Origin of the sequence: Pseudomonas putida (genome assembly GCF_028682635.1) — a bacterium.
In the GTDB taxonomy this organism is placed as follows: Bacteria; Pseudomonadota; Gammaproteobacteria; order Pseudomonadales; family Pseudomonadaceae; genus Aquipseudomonas; species Aquipseudomonas putida_AE.
In genome coordinates, this window is sequence record NZ_JANHLK010000013.1 from 75,773 (window position 1) to 99,383 (window position 23,611).

21 protein-coding genes are annotated in these 23,611 nt (G+C 62.0%); 14 read left to right on the forward strand and 7 right to left on the reverse strand.

Annotated features, from left to right (window positions below; all coding sequences use genetic code 11):
* Nucleotides 1-68: 68 nt before the first annotated feature.
* The 7 genes from NPS56_RS17555 to NPS56_RS17585 all read left to right on the forward strand — a co-directional run bounded on the left by NPS56_RS17555 (nt 69) and on the right by NPS56_RS17585 (nt 7,417).
* Complete coding sequence (locus NPS56_RS17555) at nt 69-665, forward strand: paraquat-inducible protein A (RefSeq protein WP_274075762.1); 597 nt, start codon at nt 69-71, stop codon at nt 663-665.
* The gene (locus NPS56_RS17560; RefSeq protein ID WP_274075763.1) at nt 662-1,318 is read left to right on the forward strand and encodes a paraquat-inducible protein A; all 657 of its coding nucleotides are present in this window, start codon (nt 662-664) and stop codon (nt 1,316-1,318) included. Before NPS56_RS17555 ends, NPS56_RS17560 begins: the two co-directional genes overlap by 4 nt.
* Nucleotides 1,299-2,954 (forward strand): intermembrane transport protein PqiB, encoded by a 1,656-nt coding sequence (locus NPS56_RS17565; RefSeq protein ID WP_274075764.1) that lies wholly within the window; start codon nt 1,299-1,301, stop codon nt 2,952-2,954. Before NPS56_RS17560 ends, NPS56_RS17565 begins: the two co-directional genes overlap by 20 nt.
* A gap of 17 nt (nt 2,955-2,971) precedes the next feature.
* Nucleotides 2,972-3,538, forward strand: coding sequence for a PqiC family protein (locus tag NPS56_RS17570; RefSeq protein WP_274075765.1), 567 nt, complete (start codon nt 2,972-2,974; stop codon nt 3,536-3,538).
* A gap of 196 nt (nt 3,539-3,734) precedes the next feature.
* Nucleotides 3,735-4,748 (forward strand): iron ABC transporter substrate-binding protein, encoded by a 1,014-nt coding sequence (locus tag NPS56_RS17575; RefSeq protein ID WP_274075766.1) that lies wholly within the window; start codon nt 3,735-3,737, stop codon nt 4,746-4,748.
* Between the two features lie 3 nt (nt 4,749-4,751).
* The gene (locus tag NPS56_RS17580; protein ID WP_274075767.1) at nt 4,752-6,350 is read left to right on the forward strand and encodes an ABC transporter permease; all 1,599 of its coding nucleotides are present in this window, start codon (nt 4,752-4,754) and stop codon (nt 6,348-6,350) included.
* Nucleotides 6,347-7,417, forward strand: coding sequence for an ABC transporter ATP-binding protein (locus NPS56_RS17585; protein WP_274075768.1), 1,071 nt, complete (start codon nt 6,347-6,349; stop codon nt 7,415-7,417). Before NPS56_RS17580 ends, NPS56_RS17585 begins: the two co-directional genes overlap by 4 nt.
* Before the next feature lie 24 nt (nt 7,418-7,441).
* Here NPS56_RS17585 and NPS56_RS17590 read toward each other — a convergent pair whose 3' ends face one another.
* The gene (locus tag NPS56_RS17590) at nt 7,442-8,380 is read right to left on the reverse strand and encodes a site-specific integrase (RefSeq protein ID WP_408596186.1); all 939 of its coding nucleotides are present in this window, start codon (nt 8,378-8,380) and stop codon (nt 7,442-7,444) included.
* 185 nt (nt 8,381-8,565) lie between these two features.
* On the opposite strand from NPS56_RS17590, the gene NPS56_RS17595 reads away from it, so the two are divergent.
* The 5 genes from NPS56_RS17595 to NPS56_RS17615 all read left to right on the forward strand — a co-directional run bounded on the left by NPS56_RS17595 (nt 8,566) and on the right by NPS56_RS17615 (nt 14,672).
* The gene (locus NPS56_RS17595) at nt 8,566-9,945 is read left to right on the forward strand and encodes a UDP-glucose dehydrogenase family protein (protein ID WP_274075769.1); all 1,380 of its coding nucleotides are present in this window, start codon (nt 8,566-8,568) and stop codon (nt 9,943-9,945) included.
* Nucleotides 9,946-10,124: 179 nt separating this feature from the next.
* Nucleotides 10,125-11,303, forward strand: a complete 1,179-nt coding sequence (locus NPS56_RS17600) for an MFS transporter (RefSeq protein ID WP_274075770.1) — start codon at nt 10,125-10,127, stop codon at nt 11,301-11,303.
* A gap of 158 nt (nt 11,304-11,461) precedes the next feature.
* The gene (locus NPS56_RS17605) at nt 11,462-12,169 is read left to right on the forward strand and encodes an HPP family protein (RefSeq protein WP_274075771.1); all 708 of its coding nucleotides are present in this window, start codon (nt 11,462-11,464) and stop codon (nt 12,167-12,169) included.
* Nucleotides 12,170-12,410: 241 nt separating this feature from the next.
* Complete coding sequence (locus tag NPS56_RS17610) at nt 12,411-13,517, forward strand: enoyl-CoA hydratase/isomerase family protein (RefSeq protein ID WP_274075772.1); 1,107 nt, start codon at nt 12,411-12,413, stop codon at nt 13,515-13,517.
* 3 nt (nt 13,518-13,520) lie between these two features.
* Entirely contained in the window at nt 13,521-14,672 is a 1,152-nt protein-coding gene (locus NPS56_RS17615) for an acyl-CoA dehydrogenase family protein (RefSeq protein WP_274075773.1), read from the forward strand.
* A gap of 123 nt (nt 14,673-14,795) precedes the next feature.
* Here NPS56_RS17615 and NPS56_RS17620 read toward each other — a convergent pair whose 3' ends face one another.
* The 6 genes from NPS56_RS17620 to NPS56_RS17645 all read right to left on the reverse strand — a co-directional run bounded on the left by NPS56_RS17620 (nt 14,796) and on the right by NPS56_RS17645 (nt 21,779).
* The gene (locus NPS56_RS17620; RefSeq protein WP_274075774.1) at nt 14,796-15,569 is read right to left on the reverse strand and encodes an enoyl-CoA hydratase; all 774 of its coding nucleotides are present in this window, start codon (nt 15,567-15,569) and stop codon (nt 14,796-14,798) included.
* A gap of 14 nt (nt 15,570-15,583) precedes the next feature.
* A complete protein-coding gene (locus NPS56_RS17625) occupies nt 15,584-16,711 on the reverse strand; it encodes an acyl-CoA dehydrogenase (RefSeq protein ID WP_274075775.1) in 1,128 nt (375 codons plus the stop codon).
* 140 nt (nt 16,712-16,851) lie between these two features.
* Complete coding sequence (locus NPS56_RS17630; RefSeq protein WP_274075776.1) at nt 16,852-18,045, reverse strand: acetyl-CoA C-acyltransferase; 1,194 nt, start codon at nt 18,043-18,045, stop codon at nt 16,852-16,854.
* 12 nt (nt 18,046-18,057) lie between these two features.
* Complete coding sequence (locus NPS56_RS17635) at nt 18,058-18,819, reverse strand: SDR family NAD(P)-dependent oxidoreductase (protein WP_274075777.1); 762 nt, start codon at nt 18,817-18,819, stop codon at nt 18,058-18,060.
* Nucleotides 18,820-18,835: 16 nt separating this feature from the next.
* Nucleotides 18,836-20,500: an AMP-binding protein gene (locus tag NPS56_RS17640; RefSeq protein WP_274075778.1), complete on the reverse strand. Its 1,665-nt coding sequence runs from the start codon at nt 20,498-20,500 to the stop codon at nt 18,836-18,838.
* Between the two features lie 262 nt (nt 20,501-20,762).
* On the reverse strand, nt 20,763-21,779 hold the full coding sequence (locus tag NPS56_RS17645; RefSeq protein WP_274075779.1) for an AraC family transcriptional regulator: 1,017 nt from the start codon (nt 21,777-21,779) through the stop codon (nt 20,763-20,765).
* 257 nt (nt 21,780-22,036) lie between these two features.
* Here NPS56_RS17645 and NPS56_RS17650 point away from each other — a divergent pair, with 257 nt between their 5' ends.
* Together NPS56_RS17650 and NPS56_RS17655 are read left to right on the forward strand one after the other, a co-directional pair.
* Entirely contained in the window at nt 22,037-22,894 is an 858-nt protein-coding gene (locus tag NPS56_RS17650; protein ID WP_274075780.1) for an SDR family oxidoreductase, read from the forward strand.
* Between the two features lie 97 nt (nt 22,895-22,991).
* Complete coding sequence (locus NPS56_RS17655) at nt 22,992-23,606, forward strand: Yip1 family protein (protein ID WP_274075781.1); 615 nt, start codon at nt 22,992-22,994, stop codon at nt 23,604-23,606.
* The last annotated feature ends 5 nt before the right edge of the window (nt 23,607-23,611 follow it).

The following is a 23,611-nucleotide window of genomic DNA, read 5'->3' on the forward strand; positions in this document are numbered from 1 at the left end:
CTCAATTGCGAGTCACTTCTATATTGAGGGGGTGCTCTGAACTTCCTGCCTCCTGTTGAGCCTGGCCTATGGCAACTACTGATCAGCTGATCATCTGCGAGCACTGCGACAGCGTGTACGAAAAAGTGACGCTCGCCAAACACCAGAAAACCCTGTGCACCCGCTGCGGCGGCGTGCTTCAGCGTTATAACGGCCTGACCGTGGAGCAACGCCTGGCGTTGACTTTCGCCGCGTTGATGCTGTGGATTTTCGCCAACTTCTATCCGGTCATGAGCATCAGCCTCAAAGGCCTGAAAAACAGTGCAACGCTTTGGGATTCGGTGGTGGCGCTGAGCCTGGGGCCCATCACCTTCATTGCCCTGGTGGCGGCGATCGCCATGATCATCGCACCGATCTTTCAGTTGTTGCTGCTGATCTGGGTGCTGGGCTTCGCCCTCAGGCACCAGCGCGCGCCGGGTTTCAGCTTCTGCATGCGCTGGCTGGAAACCCTGCGGCCCTGGAGCATGCTGGAGGTCTGCCTGCTGGGCGCGATGGTTGCGGTGATCAAGCTCGCCGGGTTGCTGGATGTGCTGCCCGGCATCGGTCTGTTCGCCCTGGCCGTCCTCAGCCTGATGATGATCCGCATTGCCGGTCGCGATATTCGTGAACTGTGGGACCTCGTATGACCATGCCTCCCTTTGCCCGCGACCTCAACCTGTGCCTGTGCCACAGCTGCGGCCTGGCCTGCGACATGACCGGTGATCCCCACGAATGCGAGCGCTGCGGTGCCCCTCTGCATCGGCGTAAAACCAACTCACTGACCCGAACCTGGGCTTACATGATCACCGCCCTGGTGTTTTATGTGCCGGCCAACCTGTTGCCGGTGATGAACACCAAGATGGTCGGCGACGGTGCCGACAGCACGATCATGAGCGGCGTGATCGAGTTCTGGCAGCACGGCGCCTGGGACATTGCCCTGATCATTTTCATCGCCAGTATTGCGGTACCGGGCGTCAAGTTCGTCGCCCTGACGCTGCTGCTGGTGACCGTTCAACGCGACAGTCAATGGGCGCTCAGGCAGCGCTCGCAAATGTATCGGTTCGTCGAACTTATCGGTTATTGGTCGATGCTGGACGTCATCGTGGTCGCCCTGGTGGCCTCGCTGGTGAAATTCCAGGCCCTGGCCGATATCGAACCGCGCCCGGGCATCCTGTTCTTTGGTCTGGTGGTGGTGTTCACCATGCTCGCGGCGATGAGTTTCGATCCGCGACTGATCTGGGATAAAGAGCGGCAACAACCACAAAATGAGGAGGTCACGGATGAAGTCACAAGCCACTGACGGGCCGCTGGTCCCGGGGCAGGCTCCGATCAAGACCCGCCGTTTCAGCTTTTCGATGGTGTGGATCGTGCCGATTGTCGCGGTGCTGGTAGGGATATCGCTGGTGGTCCACAGCATCTTGCAGGAGGGGCCGACCATTACCGTCAAGTTCAAGACCGGCAGCGGCCTGACCGCCAACAAGACCGAGGTGAAATACCGCAACGTAGTGATCGGCCATGTGTCGGACGTGGCGTTGAGCAACGACCAGAAGAGCGTCGATGCGACGATCAAGCTGGTGAAACAGGCTGAAAGCTTTACCCGCAAGGACTCGCAGTTCTGGGTGGTCCGGCCGCGGATCGGCGCTGGCGGGGTTTCGGGAATCGATACCCTGTTGTCAGGGGATTACATCGGCGCCGATATCGGCCAGGACAATGCCCGCGCGAAGAACTTTGAAGGCCTGGAAAACCCGCCAGCCATCACCTATGGCGAACCGGGCAAACGCTTCACCTTGCATACCCAGGACCTCGGTTCTCTGGATATCGGCTCGCCGGTCTACTACCGCAAGATTCCGGTCGGCCAGGTCGTGGCCTACGCGCTGGACCCCGATGGCAAGGGGGTGAACATCGAACTGTTCATCCACGCACCCAACGACAAGTACGTCACCGAGAACACCCGATTCTGGAACGCCAGCGGTGTTGACGTGAGTGTCGGCGCCAATGGTTTTGCGGTCAAGACCGAGTCCCTGTCGTCCTTGCTGGTGGGCGGCGTTGCGTTCCGTGCGCCGGAATACAGCCCCGACGACAAACCGGCCCCGGAGGAATATGCCTACGAACTGTTCCAGGACCAGCAAACGGCCCTCGCCCCGCCCAGTGGCAAGGGACAGTTCATGACCTTGCGTTTCGACCAGGCCTTGCGCGGCCTCAAGGTCGATGCCCCGGTGGAATTCCTCGGCATCGAAATCGGCAAGGTGGTGTCGGTCAATCTGGATTTCGACGCGAAAAAACGCACCTTCCCGGTCAACGTCGGCATCATGATTTATCCGCAGCGCCTGGGCCGAGCGCACACGAAGATGCTCCAGACCCTCAATCACGATCCCAAGGATGAAGCCGCCGCCGTACGCGTGATCGGTACCTTTATCGACAACGGCCTGCGCGCCCAGGCTCGCACCGGCAACCTGCTGACCGGCCAGCTGTACATTTCCCTGGACTTCTACCCTAAGGCGGAAAAAGTCGTATTTGATCAAAGCGCCCGTCCAGTCAGCATTCCGACCGTTCCAGGCAGCCTCGAACAATTGCAGGAAAAACTCGAGGGCATGGTCAACAAGATCAACCAACTGCCTATCGACCGCATTGCCGCCAATCTGGACAGTAACCTCGTCGAACTGCGCAAAGGCCTGGTGCAATTCAATGCCAAGACCCTGCCTGGCGTGTCAACCACCTTGACCGATGTGAGCAAGACCCTGCAATCGGCCAACTCGACTCTGGCCGAAGACTCGCCGCAGCGGGAAAAACTCGGACAGACCCTGGACGAACTCGGACGCACCTCGCGCTCGCTGCGTGACCTGGCGGATTACCTTGGCCGGCATCCGGAATCGCTGATTCGTGGACGCCCGGATAATGCCGCGCCGATGGATATGCAAGGGCCGCCGAGCAAATGACCACAGGAGCAACATTCATGGCTTTTCCGCTGAAAATCACGTTGGTCGCGGCGTTGTCGTTACTCGCTGCCTGCCGCAGCGATCCGATCCAGTTTCACACCCTGACCCCGACCCAGCCGGCGGTCAATTCACGCAGTACCGCCGGTATCCAGATTGAAATGCTCACCGTACCGCCCCAGGTCGATCGCCCGCAGATCGTCGTGCGCGAGGGCAATACCGGCATGGCGATCCTCGAAACCGAGTGGTGGGGGGCCAGCCTGGTGGACGAGTTGCGCAGTGCCCTGACCGACCAGATGATCAACAACAATCCGCAACGCAGGGTATCGGTGCGGCTGGAGGTGCAGCGCTTTGATTCGATTCCCGGCCAGTATGGGTTGCTCGACGTGAAATGGCGCCTGCGTACCAACAATGGCAGTGAAAGCCTCATGGACACCTGCCGCAGCACCCTGCAGACACCGTCGGGACCGTCCATCGATGAGCTGGTGGCGGCGCAGCAGAACAACGTCAGGCGCCTGGCGGCGCTAATCAACCAGGCAGCGGCCTCCACGCAAAAAGGTTGTCCATCCGCAAGTACCAGCCCATAACACCATCCCCCTGTGGGAGCGAGCTTGCTCGCGATGGTGTGTCAGGCGACATCAATGTGTCTGATACACCATCGCGAGCAAACTCGCTCCCACAGGCTGCAAATGATTCGTATTGATCTAGAATAATTGACGACCTTCTTTTGTCGATTCGCTCGTATCAGCCTGCAAGACCAACAATAACAGGAGCTGACGCCGCATGAAGTCCACGATCCCTTCGTTCCTCAAAAAAGCCTTGCTGGTCACCGCCCTGGTGAGCGCAGGTCACGTATACGCCGCCGATACCGTCGGCATCGTGGTCTACAACGCCCAGCACGAAAGCCTGACCAAATCCTGGGTCGAAGGGTTTACCCAGGAAACCGGCATTCCGGTGACGATGCGCAACGGCGACGACACCGAAATGGGCAACCAGATCGTGCAGGAAGGGGCCGACTCGCCGGCGGATGTGTTCCTCACCGAAAACTCCCCGGCGATGGTCCTGGTCGACGGCGCAGGCTTGTTTGCCCCCGTGGACAAGGCCACCCTGGAGCAGGTCGACCCGGCCTACCGCCCGGCCCACGGCAAATGGGTGGGGATCGCGGCGCGTTCCACGGTGTTCGTCTACAACCCGAGCAAACTGCCCCAGGACAAGTTGCCCAAGTCGATCATGGACCTCGCCGAGCCAGAGTGGAAAGGCCGCTGGGGCGCCTCGCCCGGTGGTGCCGACTTCCAGGCCATCGTCGCCGCCATCCTCGAACAGAAAGGCGAAGCCGCGACCCTGGACTGGCTCAAGGCGATGAAGACCAACTTCACGGCCTACCGGGGCAACAGTTCGGTGCTCAAGGCGGTGAATGCCGGGCAGATCGACAGCGGCGTGATCTACCACTATTACAGCTTCGTCGATCAGGCCAAGACCGGCGAAAACAGCAAGAACACCGCCCTGCACTACTTCAAGCACAAGGATCCGGGGGCGTTTGTCAGCATTTCCGGAGGCGGCGTCCTGGCCTCCAGCAAGCACAAGGAACAAGCCCAGGCGTTCCTCAAGTGGATCACCGGCAAGGACGGCCAGGCCATTCTCAAGGACGGCAAATCGTTTGAATACGCCGTGGGCAAGAACGCCGAATCCAACCCTAAACTGGTGCCTTTGCAGCAGCTCGACGCCCCATCCGTCGACGCCTCGAAACTCGACAGTAAAAAAGCCGTGGAGCTGATGACTCAGGCAGGACTGCTTTAATTGATGCCTGAAATCCTGCCCGCGGGTACCGCCCAAGCGCTACCCGCCAATTTGCGTAGACGATCGCGCGGCGTGTTCGCGAGCCGCGGTGGCGCGTGGGTGGTCGGTTTGTCGGTGCTGGTGTCGTTGCTGGCGCTGCTGCCGATTGCCTACGTCATCGGCGTGTCCCTGCAGACCGGCTGGTCCACGGTGGTGACCCTGGTGTTCCGGCCACGGGTGGGCGAGTTGTTGATCAACACCGTGTTGCTGGTGGTGCTGACGATTCCCCTCTGTATCGCGCTGGGTGTGACACTGGCCTGGCTGACCGAGCGCACGGATCTGCCGGGGCGTCGCTGGTGGTCGTTGCTGGCCACGGCGCCCCTGGCGGTGCCGGCCTTCGTCCACAGTTATGCCTGGGTCAGCCTGGTGCCGCCGATTCACGGCTTGTTCGCCGGGGTGCTGGTGTCGGTGATTGCCTACTTCCCGTTCCTGTACCTGCCGATTGCCGCGACCTTACGGCGCCTCGACCCGGCTATCGAAGATGTCGCCGAATCGCTGGGGCTCAAGCCGTGGGCGGTGTTTTTTCGCGTGGTGCTGCCGCAGTTGCGCCTGGCCATTTGCGGTGGCGCGTTGCTGGTCGGCCTGCACCTGCTGGCCGAATATGGCCTGTACGCGATGATCCGCTTCGACACCTTCACCACCGCGATCTTCGATCAGTTCAAATCCACCTTCAACGGGCCTGCCGCCCACATGCTGGCCAGCGTGCTCGCCCTGTGCTGCCTGGTGATGCTGACCGTGGAATCCGCCGCACGGGGCCATGCGCGCTACGCCCGCGTGGGCTCCGGGAGTGCCCGTGAGCAACGGATCGTGGGCCTGAAAACCCCGGCCAGGGTGCTCGCACTGGCGTTGCAGAGCACCACCTGCGCCCTGGCGCTGGGTGTGCCCTTGATCACCCTGGGCGGCTGGCTGATCGCCGGCGGCGTGCAGGCCTGGAACCTGGGCGAGCTGCTGCCGGCGCTGCAACAGACCCTGATGCTGGGCGTGGCGGGGGCTGCCCTGACCACCTGCGCCGCCATTCCGATTGCCTGGCTGTCGATCCGCCATCCCGGACGCCTGCAGCGGCTGCTGGAAAGCTGCAACTACATCACCAGTTCATTGCCGGGCATCGTCGTTGCGCTGGCACTGGTGACCGTCACCATTCATTTTGCCCGGCCGATCTACCAGACCACCGTCACCGTGCTGCTGGCGTACCTGCTGATGTTCCTGCCCCGGGCGCTGGTGAGCCTGCGCGCCGGCATCGCTCAGGCACCGGTGGAGCTGGAAAACATGGCCCGCAGCCTGGGCCGCTCCCCTGCCCGCGCGTTATGGCTGATCACCCTGCGCCTGGCCGCTCCGGGTGCGGCTGCCGGTGCGGCGCTGGTGTTCCTGGCGATCACCAATGAACTGACCGCCACCCTGTTGCTCGCGCCCAATGGCACACGGACCCTGGCGACCGGGTTCTGGGCCATGACCAGCGAAATCGACTATGTCGCGGCGGCGCCCTATGCCCTGCTGATGATCCTGTTGTCGCTGCCGTTGACCGGGCTCCTGTATCACCAATCGAAAAAAACGGCTGGCCGATGAACACTCTTGAACTGCATTCACTGAACAAAGCCTACGGTTCCCAGCGAGCTCTGGATAACGTCAGCCTGTCGGTGCCCAGCGGCAGCCGTACGGTCATTGTCGGCCCCTCGGGCTCAGGCAAGACCACCTTGCTGCGGATGATTGCCGGCTTCGAGTTTCCTGACTCCGGGCGCCTGTCGCTCAATGGCCAGACCCTGGTCGACAGCACCCATGAAGTGCCGGCGCACCAACGTTTGATTGGCTACGTCCCGCAGGACGGCGCCTTGTTCCCGCACATGACGGTGGCCGACAACATCGGCTTCGGCCTGTCGATCAAGGGCCGCGAAAAGCGCGAGCGTGTCGCGCAATTGATGGACAGCGTGGCACTGGATGCGAACATGGCGATGCGCTGGCCCCATGAATTGTCCGGCGGCCAGCAGCAGCGTGTGGCGCTGGCACGGGCGCTGGCGCAGCAGCCGCAGCTGATGTTGCTGGACGAGCCGTTTTCGGCACTCGATACCGGCTTGCGCGCGGTCATGCGCAAGATGGTCGCGCGCCTGCTGGCCGACGCGGGGGTCACCACCATCCTGGTCACCCATGACCAGAGCGAAGCCTTGTCGTTTGCCGATCAACTGGCGGTGATGCGCCACGGCCGGCTGGTGCAGTCAGGCCATCCGCTGGACCTCTATCGCTACCCCGACGACGAACAGACCGCGCTGTTTCTCGGCGACGCCGTGGTCATGCCAGCGCGGATCGAGGCTGGCTGGGCCCATTGCGACCTGGGCCGGATACCGGTCAACAATCACCGCAACAACCACTCGGCGCAGATCATGCTACGGCCCGAACAGTTGCAACTGACCAGTGTGCTGCCCGACGCCACCGGTGTCACGGGCTGTCGTGCCAAGGTGGTCGACCGGGATTTCAGCGGCAACACCTGCACCTTGACCGTGGAGTTGCATTCGCGCACCGCCGATCAGCCCATCGGCCGATCATTGCTGGTACGCAGCTCCGGCCTGTATGCACCGCCTGCCGGCAGCGCCGTGCAGGTCTCGACCATCGGCCACGCGCATGTGCTGAGCGAGCCCTGATCCCTCGAACCTGGAGCATGGCCGTCAAAGATCGAAGCGATCCACCGCACGACGGCGCTCGTTGTCGTCGCGCACATCGTAGTTGGCGGTGGTCTGGATGTTGCTGTGATGGGCCAGTTTTTGCGCGATGGACAGGTCGTGTTCTTCGATCACCCGGGTGATGAACGAGCGGCGAAAATCATGCGGCATGATTTTCACCCCCACCTGCGCGCCCCGCTGCCGGGCGATGTAATAGATCGCGTGCTTGGTGATGCGCTCGCGGGTGATGTGACTGCCACGGCGGATGCGATTGAACAGGAACGGGTCGTCCTCTTCGCCTTCCTTGAGCATCGAGCGGCGCAGTTCCAGCCAGGCATCGAGCTTGGCGAACGCCCAGGCCGGGGCGTACTTGATCAACTGCTTGTTGCCCTTGGCGGTGACGCGCAGGCTGCGCTCATTGAAGTCGAGCTGATTGAGGTCGAGATTCACCGACTCCGATTTACGCATGCCCGAACCGTACAGGATCGCGATAACGGCGGCGTCCCGCTTGCCCTGTGGCCGAGGATCAGCGGCGCAAACCTCCATCAGTTCCTGGATCAATGAGCGCCGCAGGTTGCGCCCCTGGGACAGGCGCGTACCGGCGATGCCCTTGACCGAGCGCATTTTCAACAAGTGCTCCTGGCTGATCAGGCTCATGCGCCACGCTTCGTTCATCACCCCGCGCACCGCATTGACGTACAACGATGACGTGTTGGGCGCATAACCGTCGGTGCGCAAGGCGGCGACCAGGGCGATGACATCTTCGGGTTGCAGGTTGTGCCAGGCGATCTCCTCGACATTCATTTCTTCAAAGCCCAGGCGATCGGCGGCGTCCTGCAGGACATAACGCATGGTCAGTTGGCTGGAGGGCGCCAGTCGTGCGAGATACAGGGTTAGCGGATTGGGTCTGAGGGCACTTGGATCAGTTGCGGGTAAGTCAGTCAAACGAAACGGCCTTGGATAAAGAGGAAACAGAAAACGCCATGGCGACAGGAATGGCCGCTACGCTGCCGGTCGTGGCCGGGAAAGTCAAATGCCCTGCCGACCAACGGCCGGCGTGACGCCGATAGCCGAATTGAAACATGGCATTGCTAAACCTTGACCGGACTCGATCGGGGCAGGAGCAAACCATGAGAATCAGTGTGTTCGGTAGCGGTTATGTAGGCCTGGTGCAAGCGGCGGTGTTGGCAGAAGTCGGCCACGACGTGGTCTGCATGGACGTCGACGAGAAAAAGGTCGAATGCCTGCAACAGGGCCACGTGAGCATTTTCGAACCGGGGCTGGGCAGCCTGGTACGCGAAGGCCTGGATGCCCGACGGTTACAGTTCACCAGCGATGAGAAACTCGCGGTGCAACATGGCCAGGTGCTGTTCATCGCGGTCGGCACACCGTCCCGGGACGATGGCTCGGCTGACCTGAGCCAGGTGATGGCGGTGGGCGAAGCGGTGGCACGGCACCGTGAACAACCGCTGATCCTGGTGGAGAAGTCCACGGTGCCGGTGGGCACCGGCGATGCCCTGCGCGCGCATATCGACAAGTGCCTGATCAAGGTCGGACGCCTGTTGCAGTTCGATATCGTCTCCAATCCCGAGTTTCTCAAGGAAGGCTCGGCCGTGGCCGATTGCCGGCGCCCGGACCGTATCGTCGTGGGCTGTGAACGCGAAGAAGTGCGTGAGGTGATGCGTGACCTGTACGCGCCGTTCAACCGCAACCATGAACGCATCATGTTTATGGATTTGCGCAGCGCCGAGCTGACCAAATACGCCGCCAACTGCATGCTGGCGACCAAGATCAGCTTCATCAACCAGATCGCCGAGCTGGCCGAACACCTGGGTGCCGACATCGAATCGGTGCGCCTGGGCATCGGCGCCGACTCGCGCATCGGCTACCACTTCATCTACCCCGGCTGCGGTTATGGCGGCTCCTGCTTCCCCAAGGACATGCGCGCCCTGATTCACAGCGCCGAACAGGCCCATTGTTCCAGCGACCTGCTGCAAGCGGTGGAAGCCATCAACCAGCGGCAGAAACACAAGCTGTTCGAGCGCCTCAAGGCCTTCTACAAAGGCGAGCTGCGGGGCAAGACCTTCGCCGTCTGGGGCCTGGCATTCAAGCCCAACACCGACGACATGCGCAATGCACCGAGCCGCCTGTTGCTCGAGTCGTTATGGGCCGCCGGTGCCAATGTGCGGGCATTCGACCCTGAAGCCATGCAGCAAACCCAGCAGTTGTATCCCGATGAAACCCGGTTGATGCTCATGGGCACGCCGGAATCGGTGCTCAACGGTGCGGACGCGCTGATCATCTGCACCGAGTGGCAACAATTCAAGGCGCCGGATTTCGATCTGATCCGCCAGCGCCTCAATGCGCCGGTGATCTTCGATGGCCGCAACCTGTACGATGCCGAGCGCCTGGCGCGCAATGGGTTCATGTACTTCCCGATGGGCCGCGGCGAGTCGCGCAAGTTGCCGATTCCGTATCAGCAATGGCCTGCGGCGCAGGTGGTCGCCTAATCCCCCTGTAGGAGCTGCCGCAGGCTGCGATCTCTTGATCTTGCTTTCAAAAAATCAAAGGATCGCAGCCTGCGGCAGCTCCTACAGGGATAGTGTGAATTCGCCTTGAAGTGAGCCCGCATCTGCCTGAGGATGGCAAGCACGGAAGCTGCCATCTGAATAAGGACATTTACCCCACCGTGGCCACCTACTCGCTCGTTGTTCGCCGGCTGATGATCGTTTCGCTGACCATCGTTGTCAGCCGCGCCATCATCAGTCCGCTGCTCACCCTGTTTCTAAGCGACAAACTGGGCCTCAACCAACAGGACGTCGGCCTGCTGCTGGGCATCGCGGTGTTCATCGCCACCCTGCTCGCCCTGTACGGCGGCTACGTCATCGACCGCCTGGAAAAACGCCGGCTGCTGATCCTCACGATGCTCTCCAGCGCCATCGGCTTCGTGTTGCTGGCCTTTGCCGAAAACCTTTACCTGGCCACCCTGACGCTGGTCATTTCCGAAACGGCCTCGGCGTTGTTCCTCATCGGCTCCAAGGCGATCCTCAGCGAAAACCTGCCCGTGGGCCAGCGCGCCAAGGCGTTTTCGCTGCGTTATACCCTGACCAACATCGGCTACGCCACCGGCCCAATGTTCGGCGTGGTGATGGCCGGGGTCTATCCGATCGCACCCTTCCTGATCGCAGGCGGTATCGCCTTCACCAGCATCTTCCTGATGCTGGGCATCCCCAGGGATTCGGCGCAGGCACCGACCATCGGCCAACCGCAGAGCTTCCTCAAGACCCTGGTCACCCTGAAGAACGACCGCACCCTGATCATGTTCACCTGCGGCTGCCTGCTCAGCACCGTGGTGCACGGGCGTTTCACCCTGTACCTGTCGCAATACCTGCTGGTGACCCAGGATTCCAGGCGCACTTTGGAGATCATGGCGGCACTGCTGGCCTGCAACGCCATCAGCGTGATCCTGTTGCAGTACCAGATCGGTCGGTTCCTCAACCGTGAAAAACTGCGCTTCTGGATTGCCGGCGGCACCGGTCTGTTCATCCTCGGATTGATCGGCTTCAGCGTGGCCGACAGCATGGTCAGTTGGTGCGTGGCGATGTTCATCTTCACCCTCGGCGAAATGATCATCTACCCGGCCGAATTCCTCTTCGTCGACACCCTGGCCCCGGAAGAACTGCGCGGCAGCTACTACGGCGCGCAGAACCTGGCCGCCCTCGGTGGCGCGCTGAGCCCGGTGATCTGCGGTTTCCTGTTGATGCACACCCCGGCCCCGACCATGTTCTATGCCTTGAGCGCGCTGACGGCCCTGGGCGGGTTCCTGTGTTTCATGAGTGGACGGCGTGTGGCGATACATCAGAAATAATGAACTGAAGCTTCATTAATATGAATTTGTCATCATCGGCAATGATCGGCACACTGTCGTCGTTCCTCCCCCAATAGTTGGAACGACTTCAAGGGCTTTCTGGATTTCCCAGACAAGCCTTTTTTTTTCCTCAGGTTTTCAAAGGAACGCTGTTCATCATGCTAGCTCGCTGGTTGCCCGCCGCCGTCAACACCCGCCCTTCAGAATGGAGTCGTGCTGCCATCGGCATGGCGCTGGGGACGATGTTCAGCGTCTGGCTGTGCGCCCAGGTATTCGGCATGCAAGTGGCGCAGCACCTGGTGGGCCCGCTGGGTGCCTCGGCGGTGTTGCTGTTTGCGGTATCTTCCGGTGCGCTCGCGCAACCCTGGTCGATACTCGGCGGTTACTTGAGCGCCGCAGTGGTCGCGCTGCTGGTGGCCCACGTGCTCGGACGGACCCTGGGCAGCGCCTGCCTGGCGGCGGGCATGGCGCTGATCCTGATGTGCTGGCTGCGCTGCCTGCATCCACCGGCCGGGGCGCTGGCGTTGCTAATGGTCCTGGCGGACCCGGCGACCATTGCCATGGACTGGAAAGCCCTGGGGCCGGTGATGCTGGCCGCATCGACCATGCTGCTCAGCGCCCTGGCCTATAACAACCTGACGCGCATTCGATATCCCAAGCGGGCCAGCGAGCCGGTCGCCGTGGTCCCGGCTGACCACCCTCCAATCGACAGCCAGGCAATCACCGCCCAGGATCTGAAGTTGGCCCTGGCGCAGATGGAAGCCTTCATCGACGTCACCCCCGAAGATCTTGAACAGCTGATCCATGCCACTGAGTTGCAGGCCAGGCGTCGCAGTATTGGTGAGGTGTTGAGCCGTAGCGCCTGAATCGGCTTATCTGTTGGAGCGAGCTTGCTCGCGAAAAACATCAAGGCACCGCTGCACCAATGGTTTACGCGTTATCGTTCACGACCATCGCGAGCAAGCTCGCTCCTACAAAAGCCGCTGCAAAAATGCAGACAGCACCTGCACATATCCCGGTTGTACAAGGCAAATTTGCACTGGTACGATCCAGCATCGCTCGCGCGCGAGCTTCTTAATAAAGAACAATAAAAGCAGGGAGTTAGTGATGACTGCTCAGGTTTCTTCTCCAGCGACTTCGTCAATGGATGCCACGCAAAACGAAGTGCTGGCCGAGGTTCGCAACCACATCGGTCACCTGACCCTCAACCGCCCCGCCGGCCTTAACGCCATCACCCTCGAGATGGTGCGCAACCTGCAGCGTCAGCTGGACGCCTGGGCACAGGATGAACAGGTGCATGCGGTGGTGCTGCGCGGTGCCGGCGAAAAAGCCTTTTGTGCCGGTGGCGACATTCGCTCGCTGTACGACAGCTTCAAGGGCGGCGATACGCTGCACGAAGATTTCTTCGTCGAGGAATACGCCCTCGACCTCGCGATTCATCATTACCGCAAACCGGTGCTGGCCTTGATGGACGGTTTTGTCCTGGGTGGCGGCATGGGCCTGGTGCAAGGCGCCGACCTGCGGGTGGTCACCGAGAAAAGTCGCCTGGCGATGCCTGAAGTCGGCATCGGTTATTTCCCGGATGTGGGCGGCAGCTACTTCCTGCCACGCATCCCCGGTGAACTGGGGATCTACCTGGGCGTCAGCGGCGTGCAGATCCGCGCGGCCGATGCGCTGTACTGCGGGCTGGCCGACTGGTACCTGGACAGCGGCAAACTCGCCACGCTGGATGAAAAACTCGATCAACTGCAATGGCGTGACACGCCCCTGAAGGATCTTCAGGGCCTGCTGGCGAAACTCGCCGTGCAACAGTTGCCCGATGCACCGCTGGCCGCCTTGCGCCCGGCTATCGACCACTTCTTCGCCTTGCCCGATGTGCCGAGTATTGTGGAGCAACTGCGCGAGGTCACGGTCGCCGACAGCCATGAGTGGGCGTTGAGCACCGCCGACCTGCTGCAGACCCGCTCGCCCCTGGCCATGGGCGTAACCCTGGAAATGCTCCGGCGCGGTCGGCACCTGAGCCTTGAACAGTGTTTTGCCCTTGAGCTGCACCTGGACCGCCAGTGGTTCGAGCGCGGCGACCTGATCGAAGGCGTGCGAGCCTTGCTGATCGACAAAGACAAGAACCCGCGCTGGAACCCGCCTACCCTGCAGGCGCTGGACGCCGAACACGTGGCGAGCTTCTTCAACGGTTTCGATGAGAGCGGGAGCTGAACCATGCACGATCTCGAATTGACCGAAGAACAGGTCATGATCCGCGACATGGCCCGGGACTTTGCCCGTGGCGAAATCGCGCCCCACGCCCAGGCTTGGGAAAAGGCCGGCTGGATCGACGACGCCCTGGTGGCGAAGATGGGTGAGTTGGGCCTGCTGGGCATGGTGGTGCCCGAGGAATGGGGCGGCACTTATGTCGACTACGTCGCTTATGCCCTGGCGGTGGAAGAGATCTCCGCCGGCGACGGCGCCACCGGCGCGTTCATGAGCATCCACAACTCTGTGGGCTGCGGGCCGGTGCTCAACTACGGCAGCGAAGAACAGAAACAGACCTGGCTGGCGGACCTCGCCAGCGGCCAGGTCATCGGGTGCTTCTGCCTGACCGAACCCCAAGCCGGCTCCGAAGCGCACAACCTGCGCACCCGCGCCGAATTGCGCGACGGCCAGTGGGTGATCAATGGCGCCAAGCAGTTCGTCAGCAACGGCAAGCGGGCCAAGCTGGCGATCGTGTTTGCGGTGACCGACCCGGACCTGGGCAAGCGCGGAATCTCGGCGTTCCTGGTGCCAACCGACACCCCTGGCTTCATCGTCGACCGCACCGAACACAAGATGGGCATCCGCGCCTCCGATACCTGTGCGGTCACCCTGAACAACTGCACCATCCCCGAGGCCAATCTGCTCGGCGAGCGCGGCAAGGGCCTGGCCATCGCGCTGTCCAACCTCGAAGGCGGCCGCATCGGCATCGCCGCCCAGGCGCTGGGCATTGCTCGCGCGGCGTTTGAAGCGGCGCTGGCCTATTCCCGCGATCGTGTGCAGTTTGGCAAAACCATCAATGAACACCAGAGCATCGCCAACCTGCTGGCCGACATGCACATGCAGTTGAACGCCGCGCGGTTGATGATCCTTCACGCCGCTCGCCTGCGCACGGCGGGCAAGCCTTGTCTGTCGGAGGCCTCGCAGGCCAAGCTGTTTGCTTCGGAAATGGCCGAGAAAGTCTGCTCCTCAGCGATTCAGATTCATGGCGGATATGGGTATCTGGAGGATTACCCGGTCGAGAAGTATTACCGGGATGCGCGGATCACGCAGATCTATGAAGGGTCGAGCGAGATTCAGCGGATGGTGATTGCCCGTGAACTGAAGAACTATCTGGTCTGAAGCCTTAAAAGCTTCGCTGGCAAGCCAGCTCCTACAGGGTTCTCGGTCGGTCACACATATTGTGTACACACCGAAACCTGTAGGAGCTGGCTTGCCAGCGAAGAGGCCCGCAAGAACGCTACATTACTTACCTTGGAACTCGGCTTCACGCTTGGCAATAAACGCCGCCATCCCTTCCTTCTGATCCTGCGTCGCGAACGCCGCATGGAACACCCGACGCTCAAAGCGCACGCCTTCCGACAGACTCACTTCAAAAGCCCGGTTGACGCTTTCCTTGACCATCATCGCGATCGGCAGGGACTTTTTAGCGATCAGCGCCGCGACTTTCAGCGCTTCATCCAGCAACTCATCGCTCGGCACGATGCGCGCCACGATGCCGCAACGCTCCGCTTCCACGGCATCGATCAAGCGCCCGCTCAGGCACATTTCCATGGCCTTGGCCTTGCCTACGGCACGGGTCAGGCGCTGGGTGCCGCCCATGCCCGGCAATACGCCGAGGTTGATTTCCGGTTGGCCGAACCTGGCGTTGTCGCCAGCCAGGATGAAATCGCACATCAGCGCCAGTTCACAGCCGCCACCCAGGGCGAAACCGTTGACGGCGGCGATGATCGGCTTGCGGCGGTTGGCCACGCGGTCGCTGTCGCTGAACAGGTCGTCGATATAAATCTGCGGATAGGTCAGCTCGGCCATTTCCTTGATGTCGGCACCGGCGGCAAAGGCCTTTTTCGAACCGGTCAGGACGATGCAGCCGATGTTCGAGTCCGCCTCGAAGCCGTCGAGGGCCTGGTTCAGTTCCCTGACGATCTGCGCGTTCAACGCGTTCAGCGCCTGTGGGCGGTTGAGGGTGATCAGGCCAACGCGGCCATGGGTTTCCAGCAGAATCGTTTCGTAGTTCACAAGCGGGTTCCCTTTCAAAGATTGCGTGAAATGACCATGCGTTGAATATCGCTGGTGCCTTCGTAGATCTGGCAGACCCGCACGTCGCGGTAGATCCGCTCCAGCGGGAAGTCGTTCAGGTAACCGTAACCGCCAAGGGTTTGCAGCGCCGAGGAGCATACCTTCTCGGCCATTTCCGAGGCGAACAGCTTGGCCATCGAGGCTTCCACCAACGCCGGCTTGCCGCTGTCTCTCAAGGCCGCCGCGTAATGCACCATCTGCCGCGCCACGGCGATCTGGGTCGCCATGTCCGCCAGGCGGAACGCCACGGCCTGGTGCTCGATGATCGGCTTGCCGAAGCTCTCGCGCTCACGGGCATAGTCGCGGGCCGCTTCGAATGCGGCGCGGGCCATGCCCACCGATTGCGAGGCAATGCCGACGCGCCCACCTTCGAGGTTGGCCAGGGCGATCTTGTAGCCTTCACCCTCTTCGCCCAAACGGTTGGCCACCGGCACTTTCACGTCTTCGAAGAGAATCTGGCAGGTGTCCGAGGCGTGCTGGCCGAGCTTGTCCTCGACCCGGGCGACTTTGTAGCCCGGCGAATCGGTGGGCACGATGAATGCGGTGATGCCGCGTTTGCCGGCAGTCGGGTCGGTCACGGCGAACACGATCACGATCCCGGCGTTCTGCCCCGAGGTGATGAATTGTTTGCAGCCGTTGAGCACGTAGTGATCGCCGTCCAAACGGGCACGGGTTTTCAAGCCGCTGGCATCGGAACCGGCCTGGGGTTCGGTCAGCGCGAAAGCACCGAGCATGGCGCCACTGGCCAGGGGCTTGAGGAAGCGCTCTTTCTGGTTGGCATTGCCGTAATTGAGGATAGGCACGCAACCGACCGAGTTGTGCACGCTCATGATGGTCGAGCAGGCACCGTCGCCCGCGGCGATTTCTTCCAGGGCCATGGCGTAGGCCAGGTAACCGGTCTCGCAACCGCCCCACTGCTCCGGCACCAGCATGCCGAAGAAGCCCAGTTCGCCCATTTCGGCGATGGCTTCCTTGGGGAAGCGGTGTTCACGGTCCCATTCGGCGGCGAAGGGTTTCAAGCGTTCCTGGGCAAAGTCCCGGGCCGCGTCGCGTATCTGCTGTTGTTCGTCATTGGGGATCATGGTGAATCCTTAGAATCCGGGGTACGACACAAAACCCTGTGGGAGCCAGCCTGCTGGCGATGGCGTCGTGTCAGTCAATTTCTACTTTCATGACACACCGTCATCGCCAGCAGGCTGGCTCCCACAGGGGTGGGGTTGGCCTAGTAAAGGCATTCCACGGCCATGGCCGTGGCTTCGCCGCCACCGATGCAGATCGCTGCAACGCCACGCTTCAAGCCTTTCTGGCGCAGGGCCGAGAGCAGGGTCACGAGGATCCGCGCGCCGGACGCACCGATCGGGTGGCCGAGGGCGCACGCGCCGCCGTGCACGTTGAGTTTTTCGTGGGGGATTTCCAGCTTGGTCATGGTCACCAGGCTGACCACGGCGAAGGCTTCGTTGACTTCCACCAGATCGACGTCGTTCAGCGACCAACCGGTTTTCTTCATCAGTTTTTCGATCGCGCCCACCGGTGCCACCGGGAACAGGCTCGGGGTATCGGCGAAGGCCGCGTGGCCATGGATCACCGCCAGCGGCTTGAGGCCACGCTTGTCGGCCTCGGAACGGCGCATCAGCACCAGTGCCGCCGCACCGTCGGAGATCGAACTGGAGTTGGCCGCCGTCACGGTACCGCCATCACGGAACGCCGGTTTCAGCGAAGCGATCTTGTCCAGTCGGGCTTTTGGCGGCTGCTCGTCATGGCTGATCGTCACCTGCTCTTTGCCGACGGTGACGGTCAAGGGCACGATCTCGTCCTTGAAGCTGCCGTCCTTGATCGCCTGCTGGGCGCGGGTGGTCGAAGCCACCGCGAACGCATCCTGGGCCTCACGACTGAAGCCGTTGGTTTCGGCGCAGTCTTCGGCGAAGGTGCCCATCAGGCGCCCCTTGTCGTAGGCGTCTTCGAGGCCGTCGAGGAACATCGAATCCAGTACCCGGCCGTGCCCCATGCGGTAGCCGCTGCGGGCGCGGTCCAGCAGGTATGGTGCGTTGGACATGCTTTCCATGCCACCGGCGACCACCACCTCGGCGCTGCCAGCCACCAGCATGTCGTGGGCCAGGATGGCCGCTTCCATGCCCGAGCCGCACATCTTGTTGAGGGTGGTGCAACGGGTCGATTTATCCAGCCCGGCGCCGAGCGCCGCCTGACGTGCAGGGGCCTGGCCCTGGCCGGCCGGCAGTACGCAGCCGAACAACACTTCGTCGACGCCATTGCTGGCTACACCGGCTCGTTCCACCGCGGCCTTGATCGCAGCGGCACCGAGTTGCGGTGCGGTGAGGCTTCTCAGTTCGCCCTGGAAACCACCCATCGGGGTGCGCACGGCGCTGACGATAACAATCGGATCGTTGGAAAAGGTCATGACAAATCCTCCTTACTTGGCGGCCATGCGCAAGGCACCGTCGAGACGGATCACCTCGCCATTGAGCATGCTGTTTTCAATGATATGCCTTACCAGCCGGGCATACTCGGCAGGTTTGCCCAGGCGTGGCGGAAACGGTACGCCAGCGGCCAGGGAGTCGCGCACTTCCTGGGTCATGCCGGCCATCATCGGCGTTTCGAAAATGCCCGGGGCGATGGTCATCACGCGGATGCCGAAGCGCGCCAGTTCACGGGCGGCCGGCAAGGTCAGGCTGACGATGGCGCCTTTCGACGCGGCGTAGGCCGCCTGGCCGATCTGGCCGTCATAGGCCGCCGCCGAGGCAGTGTTGATAATCACGCCGCGCTCGCCATCGGCGTCCGCTTCGGTTTCGGCAATCGCCGCCGACGCCAGGCGCAGCATGTTGAAGCTGCCGATCAGGTTGACGTTGATTACCTGGCTGAAGCTTGCCAACGCGTGCGGACCGTTCTTGCCGAGGATCTTCTCGCCACGCACGATGCCGGCACAGTTGACCAGCCCGTTGAGGCCGCCAAAGGCCTTGACCGTCGCCTGCACCGCCGCTTCTGCCGCCGCTTCGTTGCTGATGTCGGCGACCACGCTTTGCGCGCCCAGGCGCTGGGCCTGGGCCGCGACGGCTTCGGCGTTCATGTCCACCAGCATCACCTTGGCGCCGGCTGCGACCAGCATTTCAGCGGTGGCCGCACCGAGGCCGGAAGCACCGCCGGTGACGAGAAAAACCTTGTTTTCGATCTGCATCATTGTGTCCTTCAATTCAAGCTGAAACGTTCTTCGCGGCGGCCTCTTGAGCCTTGGCGATTTCCTGGTTGCGCAAGATAAAGCGCTGCAATTTGCCGCTTGGGGTTTTCGGCAACTCGCTGACAAATTCTATTTCCCGGGGATAGGAGTGAGCCGCCAGGCGCTTGCGCACGTGTTGGCGCAGCTCTTCGGCCAACTCTGGCGCGGCACGGTATTGCGCGCTGAGCACGACGAAGGCCTTGACCAGTTCGGTTCGCTCCGGATCGGGTTTGCCGATCACCGCGGCTTCGACCACCGCCGGGTGCTCGATCAGTGCGCTTTCCACATCGAACGGGCCGACGCGGTAGCCGGAGGTGGTGATCACATCGTCACTGCGGCCAACGAAGCTGATGCTGCCGTCCGGGTTCCACTCCACCGTGTCGCCGCTCAAATAGTAATTGCCGACAAAGGCCTTGGTCGGTGCGCCTTCGTAGCCGGCGAACCAGCACATCGGCGACTGGGTGCGGTCGATGGCCAGGATGCCCGGTTGGCCAACGCCCAGTTCCTGGTGATCGTCGTCCAGCACCACGATGCGGTGGCCCGGCGAAGCAAAACCGGCGGCGCCCATGTGGATCGAGTGCGCCAGGCCATGGTGGTTGCACAGCACCATGCCCAGCTCGGTCTGGCCGTAGTGGTCATGGATGACCACGTCCAGGTTATCGGCGAACCAGCGGATCACTTCCGGGTTCAGCGGCTCGCCGGCGCTGCTGACGATGCGCAGCTTGCCCTTGATCGACCGGGCGAATTCGTCGCCACCGGCGATCAGCAGGCGATACGCGGTTGGTGAGCCGGTGAGGTTGGTGATCCCGTATTTGTTGATCACCCGGCAGGTGCTTTCCAGGGTAAACGGGCCATCGTAGAAGGTGATCGGGTGGCCCATGGACAGGGGGCCGGTGACGCCGAAATAGATGCCGTAGGCCCAGCCCGGGTCGGCCAAGTTCCAGAAGGCGTCCTCAGGGCGCAGGTCCACCGCGTCACGGGTGTAGCTCTGGAAGGCGACGATGGCCTTGAGCGGCACCGACAGGGCTTTCGAAGGGCCGGTGGTACCCGAGGTGAACATCAGCAGGAACGGGTCTTCGCCGGTCAACAGCACCGGTTCGCAGACATGGGAGTGGTTGGCCAGTTCGGCCCAGAAGCTGTAGTCCCCACGGACTATGCCCTGCCCTTTGGGGCCGGTGACTGTGACGATGGTCGGGCAGTCGGCGACTTCCGCCAGTTTCGAGCGATTGACCGCGTCGGTGACCACCACTTTCGCCCCGGAACTGCCCAGGCGATGTTCGATGGCCTTGGGACCGAAGGCGGTAAACAAGGGTTGATAGACCGCGCCGATGCGCCACGTGGCGAACACGGTGATCAGCAATTCGATATTACGAGGCAGGAGTCCGGCGACCTTGTCGCCTTTCTTCACGCCCTGGGCCAGCAGGAAGTTGGCAAAACGCGCGGCCTTGTCCTGCAGTTCGTTGAAGGTGTAGGTCGCGCCGGTGCCGTCACGGCCTTCCCAGAACAGCGCGATACGCCCCGGCAGCGCATGCCGGTCGCAACATTCGATGCAGGCGTTGAGGGCGGTCAGATTGCCGGCGAGTGCGGCATCGACGGTGTGCTGATAATGGAACTGTGAAACGGCAGACAAGTAATCGCGCATTGCCAGAATCCCTCTGTATTTTTTGTTAGGTGGGGGGAACCGTAACCAACAGGGAAATACTCGCTCTGCGCGGGGTGTCGGGCAATGGTCAAAGTTATCAAGTTGTCTGACTGGTTTGGCCAAGGCTGCAGGAGCGAGCTTGCTCGCGATGGGCTCGAGAACACCGCGGGGCATCAGGCTCCCAGCGTCATCGTTCACGACCATCGCGAGCAAGCTCGCTGCTACAGGCGAAGAGGCCCGCCCATACGACCAGAAATCCAGATCAACTGGCTTCGTTGAGAATCAAACTGCGGTAATGCCCGGGATTGGACCCCGACCATTTGCGAAACGCCTTGTAGAACGAGCTTGCATCGGCAAACCCCAGGCGGGTGGCGATTTCGGCGAAGCTGATGGCCGGTTCGGCCAGCCAGGCGATGGCCAGCTCCTTGCGCACGCTGTCCTTGAGCCCCTGGTACGTCTGCCCCTCCTCGGCCAGGCGCCGGCGCAGGGTCGAGGCCGACATGCACAGGCGTTGCGCCAGGGTTTCGGTCTCCGGCCAGTGCTCGGCGGGCAGTTGCCGCAAGTCGTGCTTGATCCGGCTGGCCAGGCTTTGCGGATCGCGGTACTTGACCAGGATGTTGGCCGGCGCATGGGCCAGGAAGCGCCGCAGCTCTTCGACGCTGCGCTTGATCGGCAAACCCAGGCAGTCCGCGGAAAAGATCATCCGCGTGCGCGGTCGGTCGAAGCGCAGGTTCTCGGAGAACATCACCTGATAATCATCGCAGAAATCCGGCTGGGCACAGCGCAGCTCGATCGCCAGGATCGGAATTCGCCGTCCGGCCAGCCAACAGGCCACGCCGTGCACGATCATCCAGTAGGTGAAGTACGTGAAGGCCCGGCGCGGCTCGTGGTCGTCTTCGAGCAAGACGATTTCCGCCAGGCTTTGCTGATGCACAAGCTCGGCGGGCATGCGTTCGAGCATCAACGACAGGAAACCCAGGCCGCTGCCGAGCCCGGCCGCCAGGCTCGGCTGGACCATGGCACAGCGACAGAGGAACTCCAGGCTGCCGGATTTGAGCTTGCGCGGGTCCATGCCAAAGAACTCGTCATCCCCCCGCCGGGCCAGCAAGCGCCACAGGCGCGCATAAGCGCTGGCGGGAACCCGCGCGTCACTACTGCCGAGCAACGCCGGATCGATGCCGACCTTGCCCAACACCTCATCGGTGGCCGCGCCCGGGGCGCAACTTTGCAACAGCGCTTCACGCACCAGTTGAATGGAAATGGTGTCTTTTTCCGACATTGCGCGAGGCGAGCCTTGTTCTTGTTTGAGTGGTGGGCATATTAGCGCAGCCGCCCGGTCGGCGCAGAACCCTGTAGGAGCCCCGCTTGCCGGCGAAGGCGTCCTTGAACATTGCGTTGGTCTTTTCGGGCGCCTTCGCTGGCAAGCCAGCTCCTACAAGGTTTTCACCCGTCATCAGGACATTATCCAACCGAACTCCGCACAAAAGGCCAGGGTCAACCCTATGACTCCCCCATCCTTGAACCCGGAGATCGATGATGAACGACTACCCAAAACCACCCTTCCCCAAACAACAGCAACCCGTCCCGGGCTCCCAAAGCAAAATGGATCCCTATCCGGATTGCGGTGAGCAGAGCTACAAGGGTTCCGGTCGCTTGACCGGCAAGATCGCCCTGATCACCGGGGGCGATAGCGGCATCGGCCGCGCGGTGGCCATTGCCTTCGCCCGTGAAGGTGCCGACGTGGCCGTTGCCTATCTCGACGAGCAGGAAGATGCAGAGGAAACCGCACGCTGGGTTGAACAAGCCGGCCGCCAATGCCTGCTGCTGCCGGGTGACCTGGCGCACAAGGTGCATTGCCAAGCCCTGGTGGAGAAAACGGTCGAGCGGTTCGGCCGCATCGACATCCTGGTCAACAACGCGGCGTTCCAGATGACCCACGAAAACCTCGAGGACATCTCCGACGAAGAATGGGTGATGACCTTCGACGTCAACATCACCGCCATTTTCCGGATCTGCCAGGCGGCGCTCAAGCACATGCAGCCCGGTAGCTCGATCATCAACACCAGTTCGGTCAACTCCGACATGCCCAACCCCACCCTGCTGGCCTATGCCACGACCAAGGGCGCGATCGCCAACTTCACCGCTGGCCTGGCGCAGATGCTCGGGCCAAAGGGTATCCGGGTCAACAGCGTGGCGCCGGGACCGATCTGGACGCCGCTGATCGTCTCGACCATGCCCGAGGATACGGTACAGAATTTCGGCGCCAATACCCCGCTCGGCCGTCCGGGCCAGCCGGTGGAAGTGGCGCCGATCTATGTGCTGCTGGCCTCGGACGAAGGCAGCTACATCACCGGCCAGCGTTTCGGGGTAACCGGGGGCAAACCGATCCTGTGATGCACAGCGCACCTTAAAAATGGAACCTGGCGAGGCCTCCAGCGCTCCACTCTTCATGGGCCCTCCCCGGCGGGCCTTTCGATACCTGGAGGTCGTCATGTCCGCACCTATCGTCAAACTGTTCACTCAGCCGAACTTCGCGTGGACGGATATTCGCAAGGAAGAAGAAGCGCATCCTCGCCACTACCTTGCACACTTGATCCTGCTGGCCTTGATCCCCGCCGTCTGCCTGTTCATTGGCACCACCTACGTCGGCTGGAGCCTGGCGGAAAACGAAACAGTCCGCCTCAGCCACCGTAGCGCGCTGCACCTGTGCGCCTTGCTGTATCTGTGCACGCTCGCTGGAGTCGCCGTCATGGGGGTGTTCATCCGCTGGATGTCGCGCACCTTCGACTCACGCCCGACGCTCAACCAGTGCATCGGTTTTGCCGCCTACACGGTCACGCCGTTTTTCCTGGCGGGCATTGCCGGCCTGTACCCGAGTCGCTGGCTGGCGATCCTGGTGCTGGCGGCGGCTTCGGCTTACTCGACATTCCTGCTGTTTGTCGGATTGCCGACCTTCATGCACGAGCGCAAGGAGCAAGGCGTGCTCAATGCCGTTTGCGTCTGGGGCGTCGGCTTGCTGGTCCTGGTCACCATTCTGGTGAGCATGATCCTGCTGTGGTTCAACGTACTGACGCCGGAGTACTTGCGCGCTACCGTCACTCAATGACCCCC